We start from the raw sequence: 24,333 nt of genomic DNA on the forward strand, positions 1-24,333 counted from the left end.
GGCTGCTTTGCAGCCCATCGCGACACAAGGCCGCTCCCACACGATTCTGTAGGAGCGGCCTTGTGTCGCGAAAGGGCCGCAACCCGGCCCCCGGCTTTCACGCCGTCTCCACCACTTCCCTGCGCCGCACCCCAGCAACCTTCACCTCTCCCTCCCCAGTCTCCGGCGCAAAGCTGTCACTACGCGCCATCCGCCACATCCGCGCATAAAACTCGCTTTCAATCGAGCCACTGAGCAATTCGCCCGGTTTAAGGAACGTGTGCAGGTCCGAGAACAGCCCGATTTCGCTAGGGCTGATACGCCGCGCCAGGTGCTTGGGCTTGAGTTCCGAAGGGTGTTCCAGGCCCGCGGCAGCCAACATTTCGGCCAACGTATGCAGCGTGTTGCGGTGGAAGCTGGCCACCCGCTCGGCCTTGTCCGGCACCACCAAGGCGCGCTGGCGCAGCGGGTCTTGCGTGGCCACCCCGGTCGGGCATTTGTTGGTATGGCAGCTCTGCGACTGGATGCAGCCAATGGCGAACATGAAGCCGCGCGCGGAGTTGACCCAGTCCGCCCCGATGGCCAGCACGCTGGCGATGTCGAAGGCGCTGACGATCTTGCCCGCCGCGCCAATGCGGATGCCGGCGCGCAGGTTCAGGCCGACCAGGGTGTTGTGCACGAACATCAGGCCCTCGCGCATCGGCACGCCCATGTTGTCGCTGAACTCGCGTGGCGCCGCCCCGGTGCCGCCTTCCTTGCCATCGACGACGATGAAGTCCGGAGTGATGCCAGTGGCCAGCATGGCCTTGGCAATGCCCATGAACTCCCAAGGGTGGCCCAGGCAGAATTTGAACCCCACCGGCTTGCCGCCCGACAGCTCGCGCAGGCTGGCCACGAACTGCAGCAACTCGACCGGCGTGCGGAAGGCACTGTGCGCCGCCGGCGAGATGCAATCCTCGCCCACGCGCACGCCACGGGTTGCGGCAATTTCGGGGCTGACCTTGTGCCCCGGCAGGATGCCGCCGTGGCCCGGCTTGGCGCCCTGGCTGAGCTTGATCTCGATCATCTTCACCTGCGGCGAGCGCGCCTGCTCGGCGAAGCGCTGCGGGTCGAAGCGGCCGTCCTCGGTGCGGCAGCCGAAGTAGCCACTGCCGATTTCCCAGATCAGGTCACCGCCATGTTCGCGGTGGTACGGGCTGATGCTGCCTTCGCCGGTGTCATGGGCAAAACGGCCCATGCGTGCACCGCGGTTGAGAGCAGCGATGGCGTTGGCGCTGAGGGCGCCGAAGCTCATGGCCGAGATGTTGAAGATAGATGCCGAATAGGGCAGGCGGCATTGCGGCCCGCCAATGGCGATGCGGAACGATGCCGGGTCTGGCGTGGCCACTGGCAGCATGGAATGGCTGATGAACTCGAAGCCGGGCTTGTAGGCATCGTTGAGGGTGCCAAAGGCTTTCTCGGCGCTTTCGTTCTTGGCCCGTGCGTAAACCAGCGAACGTTGCGAGCGGGAGAACGGCAGCTTGTCGTCGTCGCCCTCGATCAGGTACTGGCGGATTTCCGGGCGGATGGTTTCGATCAGGTAGCGGATGTTGCCCAGGATCGGGTAATTGCGACGCACGGCGTGGTGGCTTTGTCGCAGGTCGTTCAGGCCGACCAGGCTGAGCAGCGCGGTGATCAGTGTCAACGGCCACAGCCAGGCATGCTGGGGTAGCAGCGGCAGGCTGGCGAAGGTGAACAGCAGGCAGAGGGCGAGGCAGGCGTAGCGGCTGGGTAGAGAGTGTTTCATGGGTCCATCGCAGGCAGGATGACCGGGCATAGGATAGGCAAAGGCGGGGAGGGGAAAACCTGGGTAATCGGTAAAAGACTGTTACCTGATTGTGGTTGTGTTGCCTGTGCTGGCCTCATCGCCGGCAAGCCTGCTCCCACCTCGACCGCACCGATTGCAAGCCATGCGCAGTTCCGGTGGGAGCTGGCTTGCCGGCGATGAGGCCAGCACAGGCGGTACAGTTCCTCCCCCCCACAAAAGTGTTAGCGAGGCAACAACACGCTGACCCGCAACCCACCCCCCTCGCGGTTCGCCAACAGCAACTCGCCCCCATGGCTGGCAGCAATCCGCTGGGCAATGCTCAACCCCAACCCATACCCCCCGGACGCCTGGTTGCGCGACCCTTCACCACGCACGAACGGGTCGATGATGCTCGCCAGCAGGCTCGGCGCAATCCCCGGCCCGCGGTCATCGATATGAATGAACACCCCCGTGGTCGCGCGCTCCAGCGTGACCGAAACCTCCTTGGCATAACGCAATGCATTGACCAGCAGGTTCTGCAGGCAGCGCTGCAGCAGCAGGGCATCGACCCGCAGGCTGCCCGCCTGGCCATGCACCGGCAACGGCTCTTCGGCAGTGGCTAGCTCCGCGCACTGGCGCACCACCAGCCGGTCCAGGTCTACCTGTTGCAAGTTCTGCTGCTCCCCCGCGCGCAGGTAATCGAGCACCTGGCCGATCATGTTGTCCATCTGCGCGATGTTCTGCCGCAGGCGTTGCCGGTTTTCGTCGTCCGGCAAGCGCTCCAGGCGCAGGCGCATGCGCGTCAGCGGGGTGCGCAGGTCGTGGGACACGGCGGCCAGGAAGTAGGCCTTGTCGTTGACCATCGCGATCAGCCGCTGCTGCATGGCGTTGAAGGCCTGGGCCGCCTGGCGCACTTCCTCCGGGCCATCCAGCGCCAAGGGCGGCTGCTCGAGGTTGCTACCCAGGCCGCGCGCGGCATCGGCCAGGCGCCGAAGCGGGCGCAGGCACAGGCGCACGGCTATCAGGCACACCAGCAATACCGCGACGATGCGCAGCGCGTACACCCGCAACAGGTAATCGCTGATCAGCACCCAGGCCGACTCGCCGCTCCAGCCTTGCAGTTCCTGGCCCTCGATGGTCAGCCAGTGCCCACCGGCCAACGGCACCGCGAACTGCAGATGCGCCTGGGCCGTGCGCAGGCCGAACAGGCTGCGCCAGACGATCGGCTGGCCCTGTTCGTCGGTCAACTGCACTTTCATCAGGCGCACGTCCTGGGCATGCCCCAACTCGTACTCGAGGGCCTGGTGCAGCAACAGCTCGACACGCCTGCGCCCGCGGCGCTCGTCCTGCACCGGCGTGGGCAGGGCTTCGCTGCAACGCAGTTGGTAATGCGCTGGCGCCTGCAGTGAACCGGCACGGCAGTCGGCCTGGGCGATCAACGGAGCGCTGCGTGCGGCAATCAGCCGGACAGGGGCCTCGAGAACCTGGGCAAAACGCACATCGAACCAGATGCTGCTGGACATCAACTGAATCAGCACGGTGCCGCTGACCATTATCAGCAGCAACTGGCCGAACAACGTGCGTGGCCACAGCCGCCGCAGCCAGCGCATGTCAGGCATCGGCCCCGTTGGCGGCGATGCTCAGCAAATAGCCTTCGTTGCGGATGGTGAGAATTTGCGCGGCACCCGCCGGCGCGTGGCGCAGGTGCTGGCGCAGGCGGCTGACGCACATGTCCACCGAACGGTCGTCGGGCAGGTGGTCGCGGCCGAACGCACTGCGCGTCAGCTGGTCGCGGGACACCACGCGGTTGTTGGCTTCCAGCAGCTCGCGCAGTACGCGGTAGTCGGAGCGGGGCAGGGTCAGGGTCTCGCCATCGGGGCGGGTGAGCAGGCGCTTCACGTGTTCCAGGCGGAAGCCGGCGAACAGCTGGGCATCTTCTACCGGCTCTTCGGCGGGGGCATCCAGGCGTTGCGGACGACGCAGCACGGCCTTGATCCGGGCGATCAGCTCGCGTGGCTCGAAGGGCTTGGCCAGGTAGTCATCGGCACCCACCTCCAGGCCGATGATACGGTCCAGCGTGCTGCCCTTGGCCGACAGCATGATCACCGCGAGCCCCGGCGTGGCTTGCAGCTGGCGGCACAGGCTCAAGCCGTCTTCGCCCGGCAGCATCAGGTCCAGCACCACCAGCTCCACCTTGTGCCGGGCCAGGTGCTCGCGCATCTGCTCGCCGTCAGCCGCTGCCAGCACGTTATAGCCGGCATCTGTCAGGTAATCACAAAGAAGTTCGCGGATCTCGTCGTCATCATCGACAACAAGCAAAGTTGTGCTCATGCAGAAAAACACCTGTTCGGTGAGGGCCGGTGGCGCTCGTTACGTTCGATTACATCCCCGTACAAGCCGGGTCTGGAGCTCGGGGGGCCGATCCCTAGAATCCTAACAAAAAATCATCTGCAAATACGAAGCCTTCCCAAATGAACTCCGAGAGCACCCCGAACGCCTTCCCCTCCATCAGCCGAGGCGGCACGCGCCTCAAACCGCTGGCCCTGTTCATTGCCGTGGCCGTCAGCGGTGGCGCGATGGCTGCCGACAGCAAGCCCCTGGAACTGGAGGCCACGCAGATCGAAGACAGCGCCCTGCTGCCTGCCGACGAAGCCGGTCAGCTGGGTTACACCGTCGAAAGCACCCGCAGCTCCACCGGCCTGGCCCTGACGCCGCGCCAGACGCCGCAGTCGGTCACCACCATTACCCGCCAGCAAATGGATGACCGCGACATCCACACCATCGAGCAAGCGCTGGAAACCACCCCAGGCGTGACCGCGAGCAAGTCGGAAGTGGGCGGGCGTACCGACTACCGTGCCCGTGGTTACTCGATCAGCAACTGGAAGGTCGATGGCCTGCAGTTCCAGGGCGGGTCCGATTTCAGTGGCGGCGGCAACGCACTGAACATGGACCTGTACGAGCGCATCGACATCGTGCGCGGCGCCAACGGCCTGCTGGGCGGTACCGGCGACCCGTCGGCCACGGTCAACCTGATCCGCAAGGCACCGACCAGGACGTTCGGCGGTAGCGCCTATGCCACCTACGGCAGCTGGGACAAGCGCCGCCTGGGCGCCGACCTCAACCTGCCGCTGTCCGAAGACGGCCGCCTGCGTTCGCGCTTCGTGATGACCCAGCAGGACGCCAACTCATTTCGCGACAACCAGTCCGAACGCTCCCGCGCCGCGCTGGCCAACTTCGAGTTCGACCTGGACGACGCCACCACCCTTGGTGCCGGCTACCAGTACGAGTACAACAAGATTGTTGGCGGTGGCTGGGGTGCGAACATCCCGATCTGGTACCGCGATGGCAGCAAGACCGACCTGCCACGCAGCACCAACGTGGTACCCAGCTGGAGCTTTGGCGAGTACACCACCCGCACCGCGTTCGGCTCGCTGGAGCACCGCTTCGACAACGACTGGACGCTGGACCTGAAAGCCGCCCAGAGCACCGCCGAAACCCTCAACCACCGCGGCCTGGCCAAGGTCAACTCGGCGGGCCGTGGCAGCTACGGCGGCTACTGGGACCAGGATGGCAGCGGCGCCGTGCTCAACGGCCTGCACAGCTCCACCGACACCACCCAGCAGTCGGCGCAGATCGACCTGTCCGGCCCGTTCCAGTTGTTCGGCCGTACCCACCAGGCGATGGTTGGCTACAACGACAGCCGCACCGTGGCCTGGTCACCGGAATACACCTGCACCATGGTTGGCGACGGCATGGCCAGTGCGCCTGCGCTGGGTTGCCAGTTCCGCGCCAACAACGGCTTCCCGCTGACCGACTGGCGCAATGGTGTGGATGACGACTACAACATCATCGCCTCGCGCACCGGCCGCCACAGCAAGACCACCACCCGCCTGCAGGGCATGTACGCGGCAACCCGCCTGAGCATCACCGACCCACTGTCGGTCATCCTCGGCGTGCGCACCAGCAACTACTCGGCCACCACCCGCAGCGTGGCTGGCGCACGTACCAGCCAGGAAGAGAACGGCATCGTCACCCCGTACCTGGGCGCCGTGTATGACCTCAACGACAACTACTCGCTGTATGCCAGCTACACCGACATCTTCACCCCGCAAACCGCTGAAACCAGCAGCGGCAGCAAGGTCGAGCCGATTCGCGGGCAAAGCTACGAGACGGGTATCAAGGGAGAGTGGTTCGATGGCCGCCTGAACGCCTCGGCGGCGTACTTCCGCACCAAGCAGGAAAACAAGGCAGTGCTCGACGGCGACCTCACCACCCCCACCGGTGGCGACGCCTACAAGGCCGGTTCCGGCCAGGAAACCGACGGTATCGACCTGGAAATCGCCGGCGCCCTGACCCCCAGCTGGAACGTGTACGCCGGCTACACCTACCTGCACTTCCGCCGCGTCGACAGCGACGGCCGCAGCGACCCGTCGCACCTGTTCAAGGCCTCGACCACCTACCGCCTTTCCGGCCCGCTCGACCGCCTGACTCTAGGCGCCGGGGTTACTGCGCAGAGCAACATCCGCGCAATCTCCAGCCCGGCGGGCCAGCCGAGCAATGGTGTGAGCACCGGTGCCACTGACGTGAATTGGTCCGGTTATGCCATCTGGAATGCCATGGCCAAGTACCAGCTGACCGACGACACCAGCGTCAGCCTTAACGCCAATAACCTGTTCGACAAGCACTACTACACCCGCTACGGGTTCTATGCCGGGGCGATTTATGGTGACCCACGCAACCTGTCGCTGACGGTCAGCACAGCGTTCTGACCAACCGCACCTGGGGCTGCTGCGCAGCCCATCGCCGGCAAGCCGGGCTCCCACAGGTATTTTGGTAGCAACTGCCTTGCTCCATTTCTAACAGGTGGCGCGATCCCTGTGGGAGCGGGCGCGCCCGCGAACACGGGCGAAGCCCGTGCCATCCACCGCAGCACCTGATTCGCTGGGTCGGCGCCAGGCTCAAACCATGCGCTGTACCTGTGGTAGATGGCCCAGCCCTTTGGGCTGCGCTGTCGCGTAGATAACTGAAATTGCAAGCAATCCGCGTACCCTGTGGGAGCGGCTTTAGCCGCGAAGAATCCAACGCGGTGTATGGCACCGGCTGCGCCGGTGTTTGCGGCTAAAGCCCACAGGGCCCCTGCTAATTCAATGAGTTATCTGCAGTTCTATGAGAGCGCGGCTTGCCGGCTATGGGCCACAAAGCTGCCCTATTTCACCTAGGGCCAGTCTCTTGCTGGCGATCAACCGACTTCTCCAGCCGGTCTTCGAAACTATCCCAGTCCTCACCAAACAGTTCCACCGGGTGCATGGTCCGGCTCGCGCCATTGCCACAGGCCAACGCCTTGGCCGGGCAATACAGGTCGCAGCCCCAGCAAATGCGCTCCGGGTGGCTGGGGTTTGTGGGGAATTTCTTGGCCATGGTCAGCTTCCCTCAGGACTATGTCCCCAACCTATACCTCGGCCCGCTACTCAGCTTGATCGACATCAATATCCAGGTGACCCTCAGCGGAGCGTATATTCCGGATCAAGATATCTGCTTGACAGATATCTGGATCCGGAATAATTTGTAGGCACCTTGGTACGCCGGGACAACACAATGCGGGTGATAACGAAAGCGGCGGTTACCAAAGCCATCGAAGCTCACGCCCAGTGGAAAGCCCCCCTGAGCCTGTGGCTCACGACCTTTGATAGGGCGACGCTGCGCTTCGAGTCTTTTGAGCAGCTAAGGAATACGTGGTCTACCGCCTCTGGCTGGAACGTTGACCGCATTCCTTGTTCAAAACTCAGACCCTCCAGCCGAAAAGGGCCGCTTGATGTCTATGTGTTCGATATCAAGAAAAACGAATGCCGTCTGATCGCATGGCTCAACACACGAACGGGCACCCTCTATATCAAGGCCATTCTGTCGCACGCGGAGTACGACAAGTGGTGCAAGAGCGATGTCAGGTAGCCGCCTGGCACTTGCCCAAAACCTACCGATTCGACAGGTGACAACCATGAAGCGGGATAAAATCGAAGCCAATGGACTAGATGCCTTCATCGCTAATATTTCACCCATGCTGGATGGCCTGAACGCCCAGATGGCAACCATGGCCCAGCTTCTTGCTGCCTGCCATGACCCTATCAAGGACGATGCAGAGCTCCAGGCGCGGATGGCATTGATCGATGAACTCTACTCGCATGCCGACAGCGAAGGTCACGCAGCAGCGCGCTTTGCGGAGATGGTGGCGGATCGTGTCTACGAGTATGAGAGTGAGTCGGTACTCGTGCCGTTTGCGAGCCAGGCCGAAGCGTTGGCCTTCCTGCTGTCGGACAGGGGCGTGAAGCAGAAGGACCTTGCCTCGATAGCGACCCAGAGTGCGGTTTCAGAGATTCTGAACAACAAGCGGAAGATGACGGTTGCCCAGATAAAGGGCTTTGCTGAGTTTTTCAGCGTGCCGGTCGAGTTTTTCATGCATGGGGTGGTTTGAAATCGGTAGGGGGCGCCGGGATCGCGGGGCACTGAAAACAAAAAAGGCCCACCTTTCGGTGAGCCTTTTTTGATACTGCGTATGGTGCCGGCACCAGGAATCGAACCCGGGACCTACTGATTACAAGTCCAACATTACGACCAATGGTTATTGGCAAAACCCAGCATGGCGCTGTTTTTGCTGAATATTTGGGGATATATGGGTTCCATATTCGTCTGCAGTGTGGACACTTTGTGGACGCTCCAGGCTGCACGAGGCTTCACATCCCTTCAAATCTTTGCATAGCGTGCAATGCACTGGTTCTCTACGCGGCCCGCGCCGGGCCTGCTCCGGGGGTAACCTGCACCTGGGCTGGCCTTTGCACTATTTCGCGACGTAGAGCGCGTCGGCGGGAGGGGGATAAGTGATTTTCTCGGCCAATTTTTTTGGGGCTGAGGATTTTTATCTGAAGGTCAAAGGTAAGCGGAGGCGATATGATCGAATGAATTTCGATGTGGCCGTCTTGGCCTGACTGGGAGGGGGAATGGACGATTATTTAATGCTAGCGCTGCTAGTTGTTACACCCATGATATTTGTGGGGGTAATCTCGGCTGCGATTATTAAGAAATTTCGACGGGATGAAAATTGGAAAGAGAGGCTCTCACTTAATCCGGATTACGGTTTAGATAAGCAACCTCTATTCTGGTTGTCTATAGCGGTACCCGTCATGTACTTCTTGGAGTTCGGTTGCTTTGCTTGGAAGGAATATACTATATCCTTAACAGAGGCTGGCTTCAGAGAGTTTATTCGGGTTAGTGCTCTTCCATTGGGTTTGCTTGGCCTCTCACTCCCTCTGGCTGCGTTAATAACAAAGCTGCATTCAACTTCTCAAGCCGCAAGGCAAATTGAAAAAAGCAAACACGAATTATTTTACCTTCACAGAAAAGAATTTGCCGCTTATTATGAGCAAATTGGCCCGACTAAGTTCTCGCCAGACTTCACTGCCAACTTCACTATTAATCCTCGCATCCATGCAAAGCTGTTCGATGGCGCAGCATCGAAAGGCACGCCCACGCTACGCTTGGACGTTATAGATGAACTGATAAAAAAGGTTCAGAGTGCCAGACGTAGTTTTGAGCTTATGTTGTCGGCTTCTGATCAGCCGAAGTTTTACACTGAATATACTGAGTTCTGCAAAAAAATCATCAATCTCGTTCAGTATTTGAATATAAGGGATGCTGAGGATTTTATAAATGAATATGGTGTCGCCCTACCAATTGAAGGTGAATACCGAACTATTGGACGAACGATTCGGCACGGCTATGATATATTTACTTGCGTCGAAAACTATGTGATAGCCGCTGTAGAGTTTGCAGGGCTTGGACGAGAAGCATTAAAATTCGACAGACCTGCATTGAGGCTGCTGGTCGCAGAAAAAAATTGTAACCGTAGGTTTTTCCATATGTACGCAAATGTATCCAGCAATGGCGATCCAAAGAGAGAGCCCGCAATTTCGAAGGGCAAATGATAGGGGCGCATAGCGCCCCTCTTTATGACATTTGGATCGCAGAAATTATATGGGATGCGATTACTGCATGACCCTTTACATTAGGGTGGCTGCCGTCATTCATATAATATTTAATGTCAAGATTCTCAAATAATGCGTAGTTATCAATAAAATCTACGCCAGTGTTTTTTGCGGCGACGCTGACTGCGTCCCTGACGGTCCTCATGTCAAACAAGTAGCGACCAGACGACTCCACAGTCGACGGGTTCGCACACATCAGTATTACCTCGGAGCTTTCGCTGATTTGCGCTACCAGTCGCTCAAGATTTGCAGTAAGTTCGTGAGCGTTTTTAGGGTTTCTTCGGTCGATTATTCGATCATTTGTCCCGAGTTGGACGAACACAAATTCATCATCAGGTAGCAGAGCGTAGCTATCCTTGTCTGATGAAACTAGGTTACGTGCCATATAGCTAGTGGTGCTCGCTCCGTTGATGCCTTGATTACTAATTCTTACAGTCTTGCGAGTGCTGCTCCGAGAAAATTCGACTACTGATTGCCCGGATGGCGAGGTACGCCAGTTCGAGTGACTTACGGACGCACCAGGCATGTAAGCCTCACCAATATACCGCTTCACGTTATTAACGAAACTTTCGCTCGAAAAGTTATCGCGAGGGTCGGCCAGCGTACCGTTTCGAGGGTCGGGATTCGGGCCCTGCCTCGTACCAGTGCCCCAGGTAATCGAGTCGCCAACAAAGGCTATGCCTGTCATCTGACGGTTCGGATCAGCAAGAGCTGCCTTTAGCCTTCCGAGCTGGCCGCCATTGGACTGGATCAATTGGTTATCTACCAACGATGCGAAGCCGCGATATGCCGGATACGCTGCTGCTATCGCCGCAAACGTTAGAAACTTTCTCCTGTTCACTTGTAGATCCTTGTGAAAATCGGCGATTGTAAAGTGATACACCGAAGAAAAAAACAAGAAAACCCGTCGTCCGGTGGGTTTGATCAAGCTACTTCTAATGAGCCGATCACATTCCTGGAGTACAGGTAATAGCCAAGCGCATTCGGGTGAAGACCGTCGTTCGCGATGAGGCTCATGTCTGGAATCGACAGGGCTGCATAGTTGTCGATCATGTCCAGGCTTCGCGCCCGGGCGGTGCGGTAGATCTCGCCCCGGACGTCCTGCATCGTAAACGCGTAGGTCTCCGGATTTTCGTTGTTCGACGGGTTCGAGCACATTAGGATCACGTTGGCCATCGGCTGGACGATGTCCAAGAGCGCGCCCAGGTTGGCGCTGAACTCGTTCACGCTCTGCGGCTGCGACGGGTTGCGGATCCGGTCATTCGTGCCCAGGGCGACGATCACATAGTTGTCCTGCGGCCCGACAGCGTTGCCGTGGCCAAACGTGTTGCCCGGCAGGTTGTACATCCGATAGCTGCGCGTGGTCGCGCCGTTGATCGCCTGGTTGGTGAGGCGGATCGTCTTTTTGACCCGGATCGCCTCCATCCGCAACGCTTTGGTCCCTGTCGTCTGGCTGGCACGGCGCTTGGTCCGGATTTCCACGGTCTTGTTCCGGACGTAGCCAAAGGTGTGGTTCCGGATCCGGTTGTTGCCGTAGGTCAGTCCTTCCTCGCCTGCCGATGTGGTGAACACGCCCTGGGAGACGCCATCCACGAACAGCTCATAGTCCAGACCGCCAGTGAGTTCATCACCTACTACACCGAAGTGCAGCGCGAAGGTGGTCCCGGTGAACTGGAAGCTGACCGAGTGGTACGAGGTGCCGTTGGAGTTGCCGTCGGCGAAAACTCGCTGGCAGTTGGTCACCGATCCCGAGGTGAGCGCGTCGGTGACGCTCACCGATGGCCCCACCGATTGGACGTTGAACCTCCCTCCTCGGGGGTACAGATCATGGGTCACGGTGTATTCAACGATGCACTCGCCCGATGGGCTGGCCGGCCAGTTGGACAGGACCGGAGGTGCCTTGAAGGCGTATCGCTCGCCAATGTGGCGGGCGAATTCGTTGAACCAGGACGGGGCACCGAAGTTGTTCCGGGGGTCTGCCAGCGTGCCATTGCGCGGATCAGTCACCGCCTGCTCGCCTGGTGTGCCGCTACCCCAGCCGATGGAGTCGGCAATTACGACAAGCGAAGTCAGTTGCTCGAGCGGGTTGGACAGCGACTCTTTGAGCATGGCCAGTTGACCGCCAATACGGTGGAAGCGTGGCGGCTGGGCTGACAGGTTGTCGTTCAGCGCAGTAATGCGGGTGAATCCGCCGACCTTGAACGCCCCGTTCAGGTACGAGTTCTTTATAGGCAGTTCATCGAGCACGAACACCGAGCCGCCCAGGTCGACACGGCGACCCTTCACGACAGCTTCGAACGCGGCAAATGCGGCCGTGTCGTTGGTTACCCCGTCGCCTTTGGCCAGCCATGGCGAGTCCTTGGGGGTTGGGTTGCCTGCGAGCCGGTTCAGGTGGTCGGTGAGGTCCAGGCACTGCACGCGGATTCGGCTATCCCGGGCGCCTTTGGTGATACGCAGGTCATACAGTCCGTTGGGCGCGGCAAACACGACCATGCCTTTGTCGTCAGCCGTGAACGGGTTAACCAACGCGGTACCGTCAGCAGCCTGCAGATTTTTTACCAGGATCTCGGTGCCGCGCTCGTACAGATAGCAGATCGCGTTCGGCAGGATGTTGCCGGCGTCGTCCTGGGCGAAGTAGTTCTTCAGTTCCATTCAAGCTCCTGTGATGGGCTTCAGTTGCCCAGAAAGTTGTGCGCCAGTGCCGGCGTGCCCGGCGAAGGCGCCGGCATTGGAAGGGACAGGGCTCGGCCCGTGGGTGTGGCCGGCCAGGTCGGTGTTCATCAGCACCACCAGGTCGATCAGGTCGCACAGCACCTGCAGGACGTTGACCGACTCAGACCCGAGCCAAGTGGTCTTGGCGATGCTCTTGCGTGCCTTCTGGACGCGCTCGATCAGGTCGCCACCCACGGCCAGGTTGAGCTTCTGAGCAACCACCTGGTTGAGATCGCGGCCGGTGGCCAGACTGAGGTCGTCCACCGCTGCCAAGTTGGCGGTACCGCCGGACAGCAGCTGGAGCGCGCCCAGCGCCTCGATCTTTTTGGTACCGCCCACCGATTCGGTGGAGTGGTCATCAATGGTGCGGCTGTCGCTCTGGTACCGCTCGGCATTGGTCAGGCTTTCCACCTGGCGATCGGTCGACTTGTCCGTGATCCCGCCGTCTGTCTGGCGGGTCCAACTGCCATCCGACTCGACGCGCTGTTGCGAGGCCTCGCTGTGCTGCCAGACCTGGTCGCCCTTGGGTACCCGGGGTAAGGACAGGCCATGGGGCAGGATGCACTGGATAAACGGCTTGTGCGGCAGGCCTTGGGTGAACCCGACGACTACGGTGGTGCCTTCCTCGGGGAAGCTGAAGAAGCCCATTTCATCACCGCCCGTGGGCACCGGCAGCGGCACGCCGGCCAGCGTTGGTAGGGCCTCGTCCGGCTCGCCGTTCTCGTCCAGGACCTGCAGGTCGACCGCGAAGCGCGGCCGGAAGTCGTCGCAGATGGTTGCGCCGGCGGGCGCATCGGCCACACCGACGACCCGGGCCATGCGCGGCAGGTGATAGCCGCCGCTCAGCTCCGGATACATGCGCTCTACGCAGCGCCGGATTGCGTCTTCCATTTGATCGCCATTTCGGTACCGACAAGGGCCACGGAGGTGACGCGCTCGCCTTGGTTGATGGTTGCACCAGGACGCAGGCCAGGCAGCGCCGCAATCACGGCGCTCTGGTTGCCCTGGTAGTTGTTGAACAGCTCGACCGGCAGCTGCAGGGGCGATCGGGCGCCGAAGAAGCTGTGTTCCCAGCTCCCCACGAACACCTCGCCATCGCCCTGCTGCTGCCAGATCAGGTCGGGGATTGAGAAAACCCGGGCCAGGCTGTCCATGGCCTGGAAGCCGGACGCCAGGCTGTAGAAGAACGGCGCCTTGATCGATGCGTAGGCCTGCGCCGGCACACGGAAACGCAGGCCGGTCTGTTCACCGATCGCGGCCAGCACGGTGCGCAGATCGGCATGGCGCAGGTTCAGCGGGAGCGGCTTGGCGAGGATGGCGGCCAGCTCGCGGCAGTAAAGGACCTGCTCCACCTGGTTGACCGAGGTCGACCGCTCGACGTAGCCGATGAAGTGCCGCTGCAGGGGCGAGTCGTTGTAGCCGATGTCGAGCGTGACCAGGCCCGACACGGGCACGGTGGACTTGATGGTGAACTGGGCGCGGCCGGGGGTGGCGAGGTCCAGTCGGACATCATCTTTGACCAGGTCGTGCACGGCGCCGCCGATGCTCAGGACTTTATGGAGCTTCACGATTTGCTCCCCAGCCAGTCATCGAGCTTTTTGAGGGTGGATTCGAAGCCCGTCAGGCCTTGGCCGGTACCGCTGTCATCGGCGCCGCCGGCGCCACTGCTGGTACCGCTCACGCCTTGGCCCGGGGCGCTCTGGGTCTTGACCGCATTGCCGGTCCTGCGCTTTTCCACGCGCTCAGGGTTCGACAGCTTCTCGGTGAGGGTGAACTGGATCCGCCAGGCCAGCAGCGAGTCGTCTTCCCGGGCGCTGACCCCGTCCGAGAACTGCACCTGCCTCATGCCCATGGCCGTCGCGGTGTCGTTGACGATTCGGTACGTCTTGAGCTGGCCACCGCTTTCCGTGGCCTCGGCCAGGCGCATCAGTGCGCGCAGATGCTCCGCGTCGACAAAGGCGATCAGCAGCGTGACGGTCAAGGTCTTGGGCTTGAAGCCCTTGTGCGCCGTGTCGGTGTTGCTGGTCTGCCCCGACATATCGCCGCTCTCGATACGCAGGTCTCCGGTGACCTTCATGCTGCGGCCGCGGATTCGTTCGCCGTCCAGGAGCAAGGTCATAGGCCCACCAGCTCGCGCACGAAACTGAGGCCCTTGAGCGAGCCCACCAGCATGACGCCGGCGGACAGCGGCCATTCGTGCCCGGGTGCGTCGCCGGTCAGCAGCTGACGGCGCAGCTCTGCGGCGTTGCCCGGGCCGATCAGGCGGGCGCTGATGGTCGTTTCTGCGGTGGCCCCGTCGAACTGGGCCTTGAGATCAGCGAGCTGCTGGGCCTGCGCGGCTGCGCGCTCAGCTTTGCGGGCTGCCATCGCCTGCAGGTCGGCCATGGGCGAGCTGGCCGCGAAACTCTCCAGTGCGGCCAGCTGGCCGGCCATGGCCTGGCTCGCGGCCCGGGTGATGGTGGAGCGCTTCAGCGGCAGGCCACCCCAGCGCGGCAGCGTGCCGGCGCTCGGTAGCTCCCACTTGGAGGTTTCCAGTTCGAACAGGCGCCCGGCGCGGTTCTGCGCCCGCTGCAGTTCGGGCAGGGGCAGCACGGCATTGAAGCGGCCCAGCGTCGACGCGAAACGGTCGTAGCGGGTGCCGAGGAACAGGACGACCAGGGCGTACTGCTCGCCGCCTGGGCGGCTCTGGTCGCTGGAATCCTCCAGTTTGGCGCCCAGATGGCGCACCAGGTTCGGCGCCGACAGGTAGCGCTGCAGGCCTCGGCCCTGGCCAACCCCACTTTGGAATGGGGTCACGACCAGGCACGCCGGCACCTCGCCCAGGGCGTCGGCCAAGGCGCTGCGGCCAGCGGCTACCGCTGCGGCCGCCATTTCGCCCACCAGGCTCGGCGCAGTGCTGACCAGGTCTTTAAGCGCGGTGATCCGTTCGCCGGTGCTGGCCAGCTCGCTGGTGGCCAGCGATTTCGCGGCATCGAGGTCGGCCAGCCAGCTGGTGGTCTCGCTGGGCCAGCGCATGGTGACGGGGCTCCAGGTCATACCGCGACGTTCTCCCAGGTGATAGCGGTCAGGGCGTCGATGTCTTGGGCGTCGCGGGCTTCTTTCAGCTGCAGCTTGAGCTGGTAAGCCAGCTCCTGTCGGCCCAAGCGGAACACGGTGAAATCACCGGACAGCTGACGGAGCTGGTCGGCGGTGTGGGGCCGAAACGCCTTGATTCCGTCGACATCGAGGCAGGGATAGTTCAGGTCAGCGCCGCTGAGCACGGCACCGGTGAGGTTCATCTGTTCCTCGAGCGTGCTCCCGTAGCAATGCCGATCGCCCAGGACCGACGACCAGAACCCGCCGGTGATCTCCTGTGCACAGGCTGCATCCACAGCCTGGACGCGCTCCTGGTACAGGGCCTCGACCACGGCGGGGATGTCATCCACCCACTGGCCGAACTCCCAGACTTGCCCCGGGCCTGGCTGTTCCAGGGTGTAGCCGGCCGGGAGAGGCCCCAGGCGATCGATCAGCATGGGTTCCCGGGTGGCGGTGTTGTAGGCGGTCAGGCCTCGGTAGCAGTCGATCAGCTTCCAGCTCAGCCCGTCCCACAGCGCGGCCTGGCCTTCCGGGGCGCTCGGCGGCTCCTGCTCCACGCACCGGGCGGGGATCAGCCACACGCCGGGCTCCAGCGGCGATGCGTCGGCCACAGCCGGGCCGACATAGATGCCCAGCTCGTCGGTTTGATAAACGGTCTTGGTGGTCATGACAGCCTCAATACTTGATGAACAGCGGATAGGCGGCGTTCACTGGGCGGGTTTCGGTACCGCCGGCCGCGTTCACGGTGATGGTGTGGGTGTGGTCCGTAACGCCGTTCACCGTGACGGCGTGGATGTGATCCGCCACGGCGTTCACGGTGACGTTGTGCGCGTGACTGCCAGCGCTGGAGGTGGTCGAGTAGTTGTTGATGCCAGTGGTGAGGTCGTCACCTGAGGTCAGGGTTTCGCCCTGGCCGAGAACGACCCCGACCGTGCCTTCCTTGACGGTGTGGGTATGCGCGCCTTGGTTATCGGTGCTCGCCGTATGGGTGTGTCCGCCAGCTGCTGCAGCGGAGGCGGTGTGGGTGTGTCCACCGCCTGCAGCTGACGACGCGGTGTGCGCGTGGCTTCTCAGTTCATCCGCCTGCAGGCTGCCCAGGACACGGCCGATATCGAGGCCTTGGCCGTCGTCCAGGACGCGCAGGAAGCGGCCCCGTGGGTTGGGCAGGTTGAACGTGGTCACGCCATCGCCGGCGCCGTAGAAGGTGCCGATCTGGGCGAACAGTCGGGCGTAGGCCGTCCTGGACACGGCGGCGCCGTTGCAGCGCAGGAAGCCCGCCGGCGTGGTGCTGGTTGGGAAAAACACCATCATGCCCACCAGGGCGCTCTCGACCTGGGCCATGGCTGCCTTGAGGGCGGCAGTTGTCGCCAGAATCTCGCTGCTGGCGGTGCCCGGGTCGTCACTTTTCTCGTTCGGCAGGTTGCCCAGCCCTACGTCTTCTTTGGTCGTGCCGCGTGCGCGCAGCAGCTCGTAATCGCCGTCCTTGGCGGCGAAGTGCTCGACCAGGGCGCCGGCGATGGACTTGGTGGTGCGCAGGTCAGTGATATTGCCGCTGGCATCGATGCCGGCGATCTGGACCAGGTAGTGACGGACACCCGCCGAATCGGTGCGATCGCCCTCGGCGTTGGCGATCACCACTTTGCAGGTGGCCACCACATCGCTTTCGCTGCGCTCCAGGGCGACGTTCAGCCAGACCTTGGCCGGGAACGCCGGAACGGTGAACTGCAGGGCGTCGACCAGCTCCAGGCGAATGCCCTCGATGTAGGCCCGCCCGGGCTTGAGCTGGAACACGCCGAAACTGCGCTCTACGGCCAGGCCGTCACCGACGAACAGGGCGCGCCCGTAGATATCGCGGTTGCTCTGCCGCTCGCGCTGGTCGATTCCGCTCAGGCGCACGGTGAAGTCGTGCTGCCAGGTGCTCGCGTCGACGGTGATGCCCGTCATCTGCTGGGCACCGTCGAACTTGAGCAGCATGTTGCGCGTGAGGTTGTTACCGATCTGCAGCGGCGGGATGTTCTTGCGCTTCTGCTGCAGGGGCACGTAGGCCACGGCCAGCAGGACGTTGTCGGCAGTTTCCAGGCCGATCCAGTTGAAGTCCCAGTCACCGATATCGGACCCCAGCATGATGCTGTAGATCACCTGGTTCGGGTTGACGTAGCCCTTACGGGTGTAGTCCTGGGTGTGGACGATCTGTGCCGCCGGCGGCTTACCGGCCGAGCGATTGACCGGCGTGGCGGGGTTCAGCCCGGGCACGTTGGCAAAGATGAACCGAGCGATGTCCAGGCCTTCGTTGGCCGCCTCTTTCTGAGCTATCAGGCGCTCGCCGGCGAGGGTAATGCTTGCTCCCATGGATTCCTCTCAGGGCTAGTTGGCCACGGTGGCCAGCTCGTTGATAACGACCAGGCGGCTCGCGCTGGTGTCCAGGACGGCGCTCAGGGTCACCTGGTCGTCGTTGAACTCCGCCAGGCAGACGGCCATGGATACGGGGGTGATGGTCGAGAACTCGTAGCGCCTGCAGGTGCGGCCGTACTGCTGGATCAGCACGCGCAGCAGCACGGGGTTTTCGCTCAGCTGGGAGTCGGAAAGGAGCAGGGACACGATGTCCCAGTCCTGGTCGGGCAGGCGCTCCTGGATCTCGACGTAGCCAATGCCCAAGCGCTGGAAGATCCGGATCATGCCGGCGGTGCTGCCGGCCTCGACCGCGTTGATGAAGGCGTACTTCACGCGCAGGCGATACAGGGCCTCCGGCTCGCCCTGGAAGCGCTGGATGTCGCGCTGCCACGCCAGGAGATCGAGCACGGTCAGGTGGCAGGTTTCAGCATCGATCTGCAGCAGCGGCCACTTCAGCCACTGTTCGACCTTTTCCCACCAGGACTGCGCGGCGTTCTTGAGCTTGGTCAGCTCGGTGCCTTCCAGCCAGAACGGCAGCTTGAGCTTAATCACCGAGCACCACCTGGACCCCGGACAGGCGGGGAATGGTCAGCTCCGACAGGATGTCCTCGTTGTCGAACTGCAGCGACTCGATGCCGGCGAACTGCTCGTGCAGCTCCTCGCCCAGACGGCTGAAGGAAAAGCGGGACTGTGGGTAGGTCAGTGTCGGCTGATAGTCGCGGTCCGAGCTTTCTCGGAAAGCTGCACGGATGAACAGCTCGATGTCATCGAGCAGCGCCTGGTGCCGATCGGCGCCGACCGTGGCCCGGGGCCAGACCACCACCCGCACCGTGTGCAGGGTCGGGGGCATTTCCTGCACCAGGAGGTCATCGCCGTGGCCGTGCTGGCCCTGGTCGCGGATGTAGGCATTGATGGTGGCCAGGTAGCTTTCGGCCGGCGAGCCCGCTTCGAACAGGACAAAGGCGTTGGCACTGCCAGGCCCGCGTGGGGCATTGTGCTCGAAGTACACGCCATCGGGCTCCACGCCCGGGAACGAGGCGATGATTGCCCGGTACACGGCGTCCGTGTGCCACTGGTTCACGGCGCTGAACTGGTTGCGGGTGCGCAGGCGCAGGTCGTCGTCGTGCTCGGTATCGGCGCCCGGGATGGTCAGCCAGCCATCGGCGTTCACGACCTGGATCACGCCGGGGATCGGCTCGGGCAGGATCGAGTAGTAGCCCGGGGCGAGGTTGTAGCCGCTGCCGGCCTCGGTGGCCTCGGCCGCGACCAGCACCTGGGCGTCACCGTCCAGGAACTGGGCGGCGGCGGTGGTGACCAGGACATAGACGTTGCCGTTGATGGCCACCGACTGGACGCGGGTTCCCGCTGGGATCTCCAGCACGCCGGCGACCGCGCTGCGGGTGAACAGCAGTTGCCCCTGGGCCTTGGTCGACGGCTTGCGGGTGACGTTCACCGCCCAGGCCAGCATGTCCAGCCAGGCCCCGGTCGCGGTCTTCACGAAAAAGTTGGGGAGAACGGTGCCGGCGATGAACTCGATCAGCCACAGCACGGGCTGCGTGACGATGGCGGTCACCAGGCGCCAGAACGGCGACCAGGAGCTGGTGTTGCTCAGCTTGCTGCCCTGGGCGGCTACCTCTTTCTCCCAAGCAGCACGCAGGCCTGCCTCGGTCGTCGGCACGCCGGCATCCTGCAGGGCTTTTTTGAAATCAACGTCACTCACAGGGCTACCTCGGTGGTTCCGAATTCAACAGTGGTTGCAGTGACCAGGTACTTGCCGCTGCCGGTCTCGATGATCTGGACGGTGCCCGGTACCAGGCGCTCGTCCTCCTCCACCAGCAGCTCCAGCTGCTTGATGCAGTCGGTACGGCGGAAGCGGTCGCGCTCGGCCATCAGCGTCACCAGCAGGCCGCTCTCGCGGATCATGTGGGCGATGTCCTGGGCGATGCTGGCCCGGTCGTCCACCAGGACGGGCTGGTTGGACGGGTCCAGAGTCAGGTCGTTGTTGGTGATGAGCAGATCGATGTAGAGCGTCATCAGCCGGCCGCCATTGCCATCATGTTTTCCAGCTCAAGCGGACTCATTGGCTTGGCGGTGTTGATCTCCACCTTTTCCACATGGGTTCCACGGTTCTGGTTCTGGGTGTTCTGGATGCTTGTCATCAGGCCGCCGGCGGGCACGGACGTAGCGCGGGTCGGGCTCAGGCTGCCGACAGGCTTGTACTCGGCCTGGGAGCCCAGGCTGGATACACCGACGGCGTTATCAGTTGCGTTGCCCCCGGCCGGCGTGCCGAGACTGGCGATGTCCGGCATTGCGCCCAGGTTGGCCTCGATCTCGACGCCCGGGATCTTGTTGAGCATGGCGATCACCTGGTCGAGCGCCGATCGGAACACGCCGACGATGCCGTCCCATGCGGCTTTGGCCATGCCCGTCCAGCCGCCCATGGTGTTGAACCAGGCGCTGAGCGCATCCAGCTGCTCCATCACCCACTGGAAGGCGGCGGTGTCCATCAGGGCACCGGTCCACTGGTCCCAGTAGGCAATCGCTGCGACCACCACCGCGACCAGGGCGAGCACACCCAGGACAACCAGGCCGACCGGGTTGGCGGACAGTGCCGCGTTCACCAGCCAGATGGCGCCCTGCCAGACCAGCATCGAGGCCTTGGCCAGGCCGATCGCTGCGATCATGCCCAGGATCCTGACGATGAACAGCGCGCCCTGGACAGTGTGGGCGATGAACATGGCGATGCTTTTCCAGCCTGACCAGGTCAAAAGGGTCCAGACCACGTTCAAGCCCATCATGGCCATCTTGCTCAGGCCGACGATCACTGTCAGGGCGCTGATAGCAGCGGTGATGCCGAGCACGGCCAAGGTGGCGATGCCCATAACCCGGGTGATGTTGGGGAACAGCTGCGTCCACCTGGTCATGGTCTTGCCGATGCTGACCAGCTTCTCCATCAACGGCTGCAGCATCGGGATCAGGGCCTGGCCGAACGCGATGCGCAGCGCCTGCACAGCTGCGCCGAACTGCTGCCACGGGTCGACCATGGCCGCTGCCATCTTCTCGGCCTGCTCCAGGCCGCGCACTTTGCCCAGCGAATCGATGCCGCTTCGCAGTCGATCGGTGTCCTGGGCCAGGGCGCCGATCACCTGGGCGCCTTCGCCACCGAACGCCTCGACCAGTTTGCTGTTGGCCGCAGCGTTGCGCAGGTCCCCGAATTTGCCCTGCAGCTTGCTGATGATGTCCAGCATCGGCAGGACCTTGCCGTTGGTGTCGGTGAACTTGATCCCCAACTTGTCCGAGGCGTTGCCGATGTTTTCGAAGAACGCCTTGTAGCGGCCGCCTGCGTCGCCGCCTTCCATGGTGCTGGACAGGCTACCGATCACTGCCATCTGCTCGGCCAGGTCGATGCCGGACGCCGAGGCGATTGCCCCGGCTTCCTTGAAGCCTTCCTTCATCTGCTCGCCACCGGTGCGGAACAGCTGCACAGCCAGGGCGGTCTGGCCGCCCAGCTTCTCGACCCACTGGCTTTTACCCATGGCGTCGGCTTGCTGCTTCTGCAGGTTGTAGAGCGTGCCCACGTACTCGCTCATCACGTCCTGGTCGGACTTGGTGGCCTTGGCCAGCACGGCACTGGTGTTGGTAAAGGTGGCCAGCTGGGTGCCGGCCAGGCCTTTGATGGCGCCCTCGATCTTGTACGCGGAGGCAACAAAGGATTCGGCGCTGCCGCCGTAGGAGACCGAAAAGTCGAGGGCCTGGGCGTTGAGCGACGCCAGGGCATCCTCGGCCACGCCGAGCGAACGGACGTCACCCAGGGCGCGGTTCACATCCAGCGCTGGAGCCATCGACGCCTCGATCCCGGTCAGGGCACCCCAGACGCCGGCGACACCGGTACCGATCTGCCTGATGTTGGCCTCGCCCTGGGTGGCCAGGTTGTCGAAGCCCTTGGTCACCTTGGCCAAGGGAGCCGATACCTTGTCGGTCAGGCTCAGAATGAAGTCCAGGCGGCTGGAAGCGTTCGCGCTCATGGGTCAGTTACCGTTGAATGCTCTTGAAATGCCGTTGGCTATGGCGATCTCCATTCGCCGCCAGTGCTCGTCCTCCAGCCATTTGGCTGTGCCCAGGGTCTCGGGCGATCGATCTGCACCAGGTAGCCAGCGATCGGCCAGGGCCAGCAGCTGGCCCAGTCCGTCCTCGGTCAAGCGTTCAGCGTGGCCGAGCGCTTTTTTACGGTGACTTCAACAGTTGGCGAGTACTCCTCGATCAGCGCGCCAGCGATCTGGATGGCGGTCATCGGGTTGGCCAGCAGCGGCTTGAGGCTGGCTTTCTGATCCTGGCTCACGGAGGTCATCAGCAGGTTGTGCGCTGGGGCGACCTTGTTGGCCGGGGTCAGGCTGTTGATGTATTTGGTCATCAGGGCTGCATCCATGACGAAGTCAAAGTCTTGGCCAGCGACGTCCAGGGTGATTTCGGTGCGTTCAGTCATTTTTCGGTTCCAGTGGTAGCGGGTTGGGTGGTGCAGAAGCTGCGGATGTGGTCCTGCAGCCCCAGGATCATTTGCTTGCTGAGGGCGAGCTGGTCGCGGAGGGTGAAATAATCCGGTCGAGCGTTTGCTGCGAGTTCGGGGGCGCCTGCATCAGCCACGCCGGCGCCGGCGGAATCGGCGCGCACATTGGCGGCGGGGCAGCTGGCCTGGATGAACAACCGCTGATCGCCAGTGCCGACAGAAGCGCGCAGATCCTGGTTGGCCTTGAGGTCATTGCTCAGTTCCTTGGTGTGTTTTGCGTCGTTGGCAGCAGCAATAGCCAGGCGTTCGCCGGTGATCCTGGCGGCCTCGCGCAAGCCTGATGCCTCTTTCTGCGCGCTGTCGCGCTCCGATCGGGCGGAGTCGCGCTGCTCCAGCACGCGGTCGAACAGAAACCAGGTGCTGCCGGCGAACAGCAGCGCGGCCAGCACTTGCACGATCAGGAGGCGCATAACTTCGCCTCCGCCAGCCGACGCGCGTGCAGCCCAGGAACGAAAACCTTTTTGCCCTTGGCATCAGTGACAAAGGCCCAGACCGGTTTGCCATCGGCGCCCCAGGCCAGTGCGCGACAGCCCTCAGCGATGCGGCCGGCGTTGATGAGCACCACGGCGCGGCTTGCGCAGGTGTTGGGCTCGCCAAAGTTGTGGCCATGGCTCGACAGCGCGTCGAAAGTGTTCTGGGTGATCTTGTCGTTGGTCAGGCAGTCGGCCAGGGCCAGCTGGCCCCGCTCGACCACCAGCTGCTCCACCTCGGCACACCGCGCCGGCGACCAGTAGTCGCCGACCACCACCGGGTATGGGCTGGTGTAGCGGGTGATGCCCTTGCACACGGTCGGCAGACCCCGGGCCAGTTGGTCGGCGTAGACGACGTTCTGGCCGTCGCCTTCCCACTCGCCCAGGAACGCCATCAGCGAGCTGCTGCCCAGCACAAGCGCGACGGCGCCGGTCAGGATCTTGTTGCGCAGGCTCATAGCTTGCCCTTCCAGTCGCGCAGCATCTGGCGGTACTTGGGGGCCAGGAGCAGGATCTGCAGCACCATGTAAAGAGCGGTCAGCATGTAGGCGACCGCCGACCAATCGACGGTGCCAGTCACCCCGGTTGCGGCCACGCCGATCGCGGGCGAGGCCTTGGCCAGGGCAACAGCGGTGTCTTGAGCTGCCTGATTAGCGCTCATCGGTGACCTCTGTTCTCAAAAGTGGACTGGCAAGGGACGCAGCGAGTCATGCCGCCAAGGACGCGACGCGCCTCGGGGATTTCCTCGTCGCAGTCCTCGCAGTGGGTCAGGCTCGGCCCGGTCGAGCGCGCACGGGCTAGTGCGGCAGTGATCGCCTGGTCACGCTGACGCTGTTCCAGGGCCTGGGCGCGATCGAACGGGCAGGTCATCAGCGCAGGCCCTCGATCTCGGTCGCGGCCAGGTACGGCACGCCGTTGATGCGGATGAAGTCCGGACTGGTGACGTCGAACGGCACCTTGTGCTTGTGCTTCTCGCCGCCCTTGGAGTCGATGTTCAGCAGGCTGGAGATCTTCGGCTTGCAGCCGAACGCCTCCACGCGCATCTCATCTGTCGGGGTTTTGGCGTAGAACAGCGAGTCGAACGGCTCCAGCTGGCGGAAGCTGCCCGCAGCGCGTGCCGCCTCGATCAGCAGGTTGAAGTTGGCGCTGTCCAGCTCGAATTCGCCGCTCGCAGCCACGTCGCCATCGACGTAGCCATCTGGCACGCCTCGGCTTTGAGCAACTGCGCTGTTGTCGGTGATGTCGAGAGTGACGGTTTCAACGTGGATCAAGGTATCGCCCACGGTGATGTCGAAGTTCTTGCCGCCGATCTTGGACATG

At 62.7% G+C, this 24,333-nt stretch carries 27 protein-coding genes; 4 read left to right on the forward strand and 23 right to left on the reverse strand.

What is annotated here, in order from left to right; all coding sequences use genetic code 11:
- Positions 1–97: 97 nt before the first annotated feature.
- From E5221_RS01540 to E5221_RS01550, 3 genes are all read right to left on the reverse strand, one after another.
- Complete coding sequence (locus E5221_RS01540) at positions 98–1,765, reverse strand: FMN-binding glutamate synthase family protein (RefSeq protein ID WP_039613178.1); 1,668 nt, start codon at positions 1,763–1,765, stop codon at positions 98–100.
- Between the two features lie 242 nt (positions 1,766–2,007).
- Positions 2,008–3,375 (reverse strand): ATP-binding protein, encoded by a 1,368-nt coding sequence (locus tag E5221_RS01545; RefSeq protein WP_247847717.1) that lies wholly within the window; start codon positions 3,373–3,375, stop codon positions 2,008–2,010.
- Between the two features lies 1 nt (position 3,376).
- The gene (locus E5221_RS01550) at positions 3,377–4,096 is read right to left on the reverse strand and encodes a response regulator (protein WP_015268622.1); all 720 of its coding nucleotides are present in this window, start codon (positions 4,094–4,096) and stop codon (positions 3,377–3,379) included.
- Positions 4,097–4,236: 140 nt separating this feature from the next.
- Here E5221_RS01550 and E5221_RS01555 point away from each other — a divergent pair, with 140 nt between their 5' ends.
- On the forward strand, positions 4,237–6,534 hold the full coding sequence (locus E5221_RS01555; protein ID WP_247846792.1) for a TonB-dependent siderophore receptor: 2,298 nt from the start codon (positions 4,237–4,239) through the stop codon (positions 6,532–6,534).
- A gap of 442 nt (positions 6,535–6,976) precedes the next feature.
- Here the strand turns inward: E5221_RS01555 and E5221_RS01560 are convergent, their stop codons facing one another.
- Positions 6,977–7,183 carry a DUF3079 domain-containing protein gene (locus E5221_RS01560; RefSeq protein ID WP_082810501.1) on the reverse strand — a complete coding sequence of 69 codons (207 nt, stop codon included), beginning with the start codon at positions 7,181–7,183 and terminating at the stop codon, positions 6,977–6,979.
- Positions 7,184–7,360: 177 nt separating this feature from the next.
- Here E5221_RS01560 and E5221_RS01565 point away from each other — a divergent pair, with 177 nt between their 5' ends.
- From E5221_RS01565 to E5221_RS01575, 3 genes are all read left to right on the forward strand, one after another.
- Complete coding sequence (locus tag E5221_RS01565; RefSeq protein ID WP_102083354.1) at positions 7,361–7,714, forward strand: type II toxin-antitoxin system HigB family toxin; 354 nt, start codon at positions 7,361–7,363, stop codon at positions 7,712–7,714.
- 46 nt (positions 7,715–7,760) lie between these two features.
- Positions 7,761–8,234 (forward strand): transcriptional regulator, encoded by a 474-nt coding sequence (locus E5221_RS01570; protein ID WP_061550697.1) that lies wholly within the window; start codon positions 7,761–7,763, stop codon positions 8,232–8,234.
- A 523-nt stretch (positions 8,235–8,757) separates the two neighbouring features.
- Positions 8,758–9,741, forward strand: coding sequence for a hypothetical protein (locus tag E5221_RS01575; RefSeq protein ID WP_122048507.1), 984 nt, complete (start codon positions 8,758–8,760; stop codon positions 9,739–9,741).
- Positions 9,742–9,763: 22 nt separating this feature from the next.
- Here E5221_RS01575 and E5221_RS01580 read toward each other — a convergent pair whose 3' ends face one another.
- From E5221_RS01580 to E5221_RS01670, 19 genes are read right to left on the reverse strand one after another with little or no spacing between them, the layout of a single operon-like run.
- A complete protein-coding gene (locus E5221_RS01580; protein ID WP_163002516.1) occupies positions 9,764–10,729 on the reverse strand; it encodes an SGNH/GDSL hydrolase family protein in 966 nt (321 codons plus the stop codon).
- The gene (locus E5221_RS01585) at positions 10,726–12,453 is read right to left on the reverse strand and encodes an SGNH/GDSL hydrolase family protein (protein ID WP_122048505.1); all 1,728 of its coding nucleotides are present in this window, start codon (positions 12,451–12,453) and stop codon (positions 10,726–10,728) included. The genes E5221_RS01580 and E5221_RS01585 overlap by 4 nt, the downstream gene beginning before the upstream one ends.
- Entirely contained in the window at positions 12,454–13,404 is a 951-nt protein-coding gene (locus tag E5221_RS01590) for a phage baseplate assembly protein V (protein WP_122048504.1), read from the reverse strand. It abuts the gene before it with no gap.
- Positions 13,377–14,081, reverse strand: coding sequence for a hypothetical protein (locus E5221_RS01595; RefSeq protein ID WP_122048503.1), 705 nt, complete (start codon positions 14,079–14,081; stop codon positions 13,377–13,379). Before E5221_RS01595 ends, E5221_RS01590 begins: the two co-directional genes overlap by 28 nt.
- On the reverse strand, positions 14,078–14,632 hold the full coding sequence (locus E5221_RS01600; RefSeq protein WP_122048502.1) for a DNA-binding protein: 555 nt from the start codon (positions 14,630–14,632) through the stop codon (positions 14,078–14,080). Before E5221_RS01600 ends, E5221_RS01595 begins: the two co-directional genes overlap by 4 nt.
- Positions 14,629–15,549 carry a hypothetical protein gene (locus E5221_RS01605; protein WP_122048501.1) on the reverse strand — a complete coding sequence of 307 codons (921 nt, stop codon included), beginning with the start codon at positions 15,547–15,549 and terminating at the stop codon, positions 14,629–14,631. Before E5221_RS01605 ends, E5221_RS01600 begins: the two co-directional genes overlap by 4 nt.
- A complete protein-coding gene (locus E5221_RS01610) occupies positions 15,546–16,256 on the reverse strand; it encodes a phage tail protein (protein WP_122048500.1) in 711 nt (236 codons plus the stop codon). Before E5221_RS01610 ends, E5221_RS01605 begins: the two co-directional genes overlap by 4 nt.
- A 7-nt stretch (positions 16,257–16,263) precedes the next feature.
- A complete protein-coding gene (locus E5221_RS01615) occupies positions 16,264–17,937 on the reverse strand; it encodes a phage tail protein (protein ID WP_122048499.1) in 1,674 nt (557 codons plus the stop codon).
- Between the two features lie 15 nt (positions 17,938–17,952).
- Complete coding sequence (locus E5221_RS01620) at positions 17,953–18,531, reverse strand: phage tail protein (RefSeq protein ID WP_063977344.1); 579 nt, start codon at positions 18,529–18,531, stop codon at positions 17,953–17,955.
- Positions 18,524–19,699 carry a baseplate J/gp47 family protein gene (locus tag E5221_RS01625; RefSeq protein ID WP_122048498.1) on the reverse strand — a complete coding sequence of 392 codons (1,176 nt, stop codon included), beginning with the start codon at positions 19,697–19,699 and terminating at the stop codon, positions 18,524–18,526. The genes E5221_RS01620 and E5221_RS01625 overlap by 8 nt, the downstream gene beginning before the upstream one ends.
- Positions 19,696–20,013: a DUF2590 family protein gene (locus tag E5221_RS01630; protein ID WP_063977342.1), complete on the reverse strand. Its 318-nt coding sequence runs from the start codon at positions 20,011–20,013 to the stop codon at positions 19,696–19,698. Before E5221_RS01630 ends, E5221_RS01625 begins: the two co-directional genes overlap by 4 nt.
- Positions 20,013–22,004: a phage tail tape measure protein gene (locus tag E5221_RS01635; protein ID WP_122048497.1), complete on the reverse strand. Its 1,992-nt coding sequence runs from the start codon at positions 22,002–22,004 to the stop codon at positions 20,013–20,015. Before E5221_RS01635 ends, E5221_RS01630 begins: the two co-directional genes overlap by 1 nt.
- 3 nt (positions 22,005–22,007) lie before the next feature.
- Positions 22,008–22,178 carry a hypothetical protein gene (locus E5221_RS01640; protein ID WP_163002503.1) on the reverse strand — a complete coding sequence of 57 codons (171 nt, stop codon included), beginning with the start codon at positions 22,176–22,178 and terminating at the stop codon, positions 22,008–22,010.
- Complete coding sequence (locus E5221_RS01645; protein WP_122048496.1) at positions 22,175–22,462, reverse strand: putative phage tail assembly chaperone; 288 nt, start codon at positions 22,460–22,462, stop codon at positions 22,175–22,177. The genes E5221_RS01640 and E5221_RS01645 overlap by 4 nt, the downstream gene beginning before the upstream one ends.
- Complete coding sequence (locus E5221_RS01650) at positions 22,459–22,953, reverse strand: lysis system i-spanin subunit Rz (protein ID WP_122048495.1); 495 nt, start codon at positions 22,951–22,953, stop codon at positions 22,459–22,461. Before E5221_RS01650 ends, E5221_RS01645 begins: the two co-directional genes overlap by 4 nt.
- Positions 22,941–23,471, reverse strand: a complete 531-nt coding sequence (locus E5221_RS01655) for a lysozyme (protein ID WP_122048494.1) — start codon at positions 23,469–23,471, stop codon at positions 22,941–22,943. Before E5221_RS01655 ends, E5221_RS01650 begins: the two co-directional genes overlap by 13 nt.
- Positions 23,468–23,674 (reverse strand): hypothetical protein, encoded by a 207-nt coding sequence (locus E5221_RS01660; protein ID WP_122048493.1) that lies wholly within the window; start codon positions 23,672–23,674, stop codon positions 23,468–23,470. The genes E5221_RS01655 and E5221_RS01660 overlap by 4 nt, the downstream gene beginning before the upstream one ends.
- Positions 23,671–23,883, reverse strand: coding sequence for a TraR/DksA C4-type zinc finger protein (locus tag E5221_RS01665; protein ID WP_122048492.1), 213 nt, complete (start codon positions 23,881–23,883; stop codon positions 23,671–23,673). The genes E5221_RS01660 and E5221_RS01665 overlap by 4 nt, the downstream gene beginning before the upstream one ends.
- A complete protein-coding gene (locus E5221_RS01670; RefSeq protein WP_063977335.1) occupies positions 23,883–24,332 on the reverse strand; it encodes a DUF2597 family protein in 450 nt (149 codons plus the stop codon). Before E5221_RS01670 ends, E5221_RS01665 begins: the two co-directional genes overlap by 1 nt.
- Position 24,333: the final 1 nt, after the last annotated feature.

It is taken from the genome of Pseudomonas sp. A2 (assembly GCF_023100865.1).
Taxonomy (GTDB): Bacteria; Pseudomonadota; Gammaproteobacteria; order Pseudomonadales; family Pseudomonadaceae; genus Aquipseudomonas; species Aquipseudomonas asiatica.

Coding starts and splice junctions, on each gene's coding strand:
- E5221_RS01660 (WP_122048493.1), bottom strand. CDS start 23,674: ATGAGCGCTAATCAGGCAGCTCAAGACACCGCTGTTGCCCTGGCCAAG.
- E5221_RS01590 (WP_122048504.1), bottom strand. CDS start 13,404: ATGGAAGACGCAATCCGGCGCTGCGTAGAGCGCATGTATCCGGAGCTG.
- E5221_RS01635 (WP_122048497.1), bottom strand. CDS start 22,004: ATGAGCGCGAACGCTTCCAGCCGCCTGGACTTCATTCTGAGCCTGACC.
- E5221_RS01575 (WP_122048507.1), top strand. CDS start 8,758: ATGGACGATTATTTAATGCTAGCGCTGCTAGTTGTTACACCCATGATA.
- E5221_RS01550 (WP_015268622.1), bottom strand. CDS start 4,096: ATGAGCACAACTTTGCTTGTTGTCGATGATGACGACGAGATCCGCGAA.
- E5221_RS01565 (WP_102083354.1), top strand. CDS start 7,361: ATGCGGGTGATAACGAAAGCGGCGGTTACCAAAGCCATCGAAGCTCAC.
- E5221_RS01555 (WP_247846792.1), top strand. CDS start 4,237: ATGAACTCCGAGAGCACCCCGAACGCCTTCCCCTCCATCAGCCGAGGC.
- E5221_RS01610 (WP_122048500.1), bottom strand. CDS start 16,256: ATGACCACCAAGACCGTTTATCAAACCGACGAGCTGGGCATCTATGTC.
- E5221_RS01630 (WP_063977342.1), bottom strand. CDS start 20,013: ATGACGCTCTACATCGATCTGCTCATCACCAACAACGACCTGACTCTG.
- E5221_RS01670 (WP_063977335.1), bottom strand. CDS start 24,332: ATGTCCAAGATCGGCGGCAAGAACTTCGACATCACCGTGGGCGATACC.
- E5221_RS01650 (WP_122048495.1), bottom strand. CDS start 22,953: ATGCGCCTCCTGATCGTGCAAGTGCTGGCCGCGCTGCTGTTCGCCGGC.
- E5221_RS01645 (WP_122048496.1), bottom strand. CDS start 22,462: ATGACTGAACGCACCGAAATCACCCTGGACGTCGCTGGCCAAGACTTT.
- E5221_RS01585 (WP_122048505.1), bottom strand. CDS start 12,453: ATGGAACTGAAGAACTACTTCGCCCAGGACGACGCCGGCAACATCCTG.
- E5221_RS01600 (WP_122048502.1), bottom strand. CDS start 14,632: ATGACCTTGCTCCTGGACGGCGAACGAATCCGCGGCCGCAGCATGAAG.
- E5221_RS01615 (WP_122048499.1), bottom strand. CDS start 17,937: ATGGGAGCAAGCATTACCCTCGCCGGCGAGCGCCTGATAGCTCAGAAA.
- E5221_RS01545 (WP_247847717.1), bottom strand. CDS start 3,375: ATGCGCTGGCTGCGGCGGCTGTGGCCACGCACGTTGTTCGGCCAGTTG.
- E5221_RS01560 (WP_082810501.1), bottom strand. CDS start 7,183: ATGGCCAAGAAATTCCCCACAAACCCCAGCCACCCGGAGCGCATTTGC.
- E5221_RS01540 (WP_039613178.1), bottom strand. CDS start 1,765: ATGAAACACTCTCTACCCAGCCGCTACGCCTGCCTCGCCCTCTGCCTG.
- E5221_RS01665 (WP_122048492.1), bottom strand. CDS start 23,883: ATGACCTGCCCGTTCGATCGCGCCCAGGCCCTGGAACAGCGTCAGCGT.
- E5221_RS01605 (WP_122048501.1), bottom strand. CDS start 15,549: ATGACCTGGAGCCCCGTCACCATGCGCTGGCCCAGCGAGACCACCAGC.
- E5221_RS01655 (WP_122048494.1), bottom strand. CDS start 23,471: ATGAGCCTGCGCAACAAGATCCTGACCGGCGCCGTCGCGCTTGTGCTG.
- E5221_RS01570 (WP_061550697.1), top strand. CDS start 7,761: ATGAAGCGGGATAAAATCGAAGCCAATGGACTAGATGCCTTCATCGCT.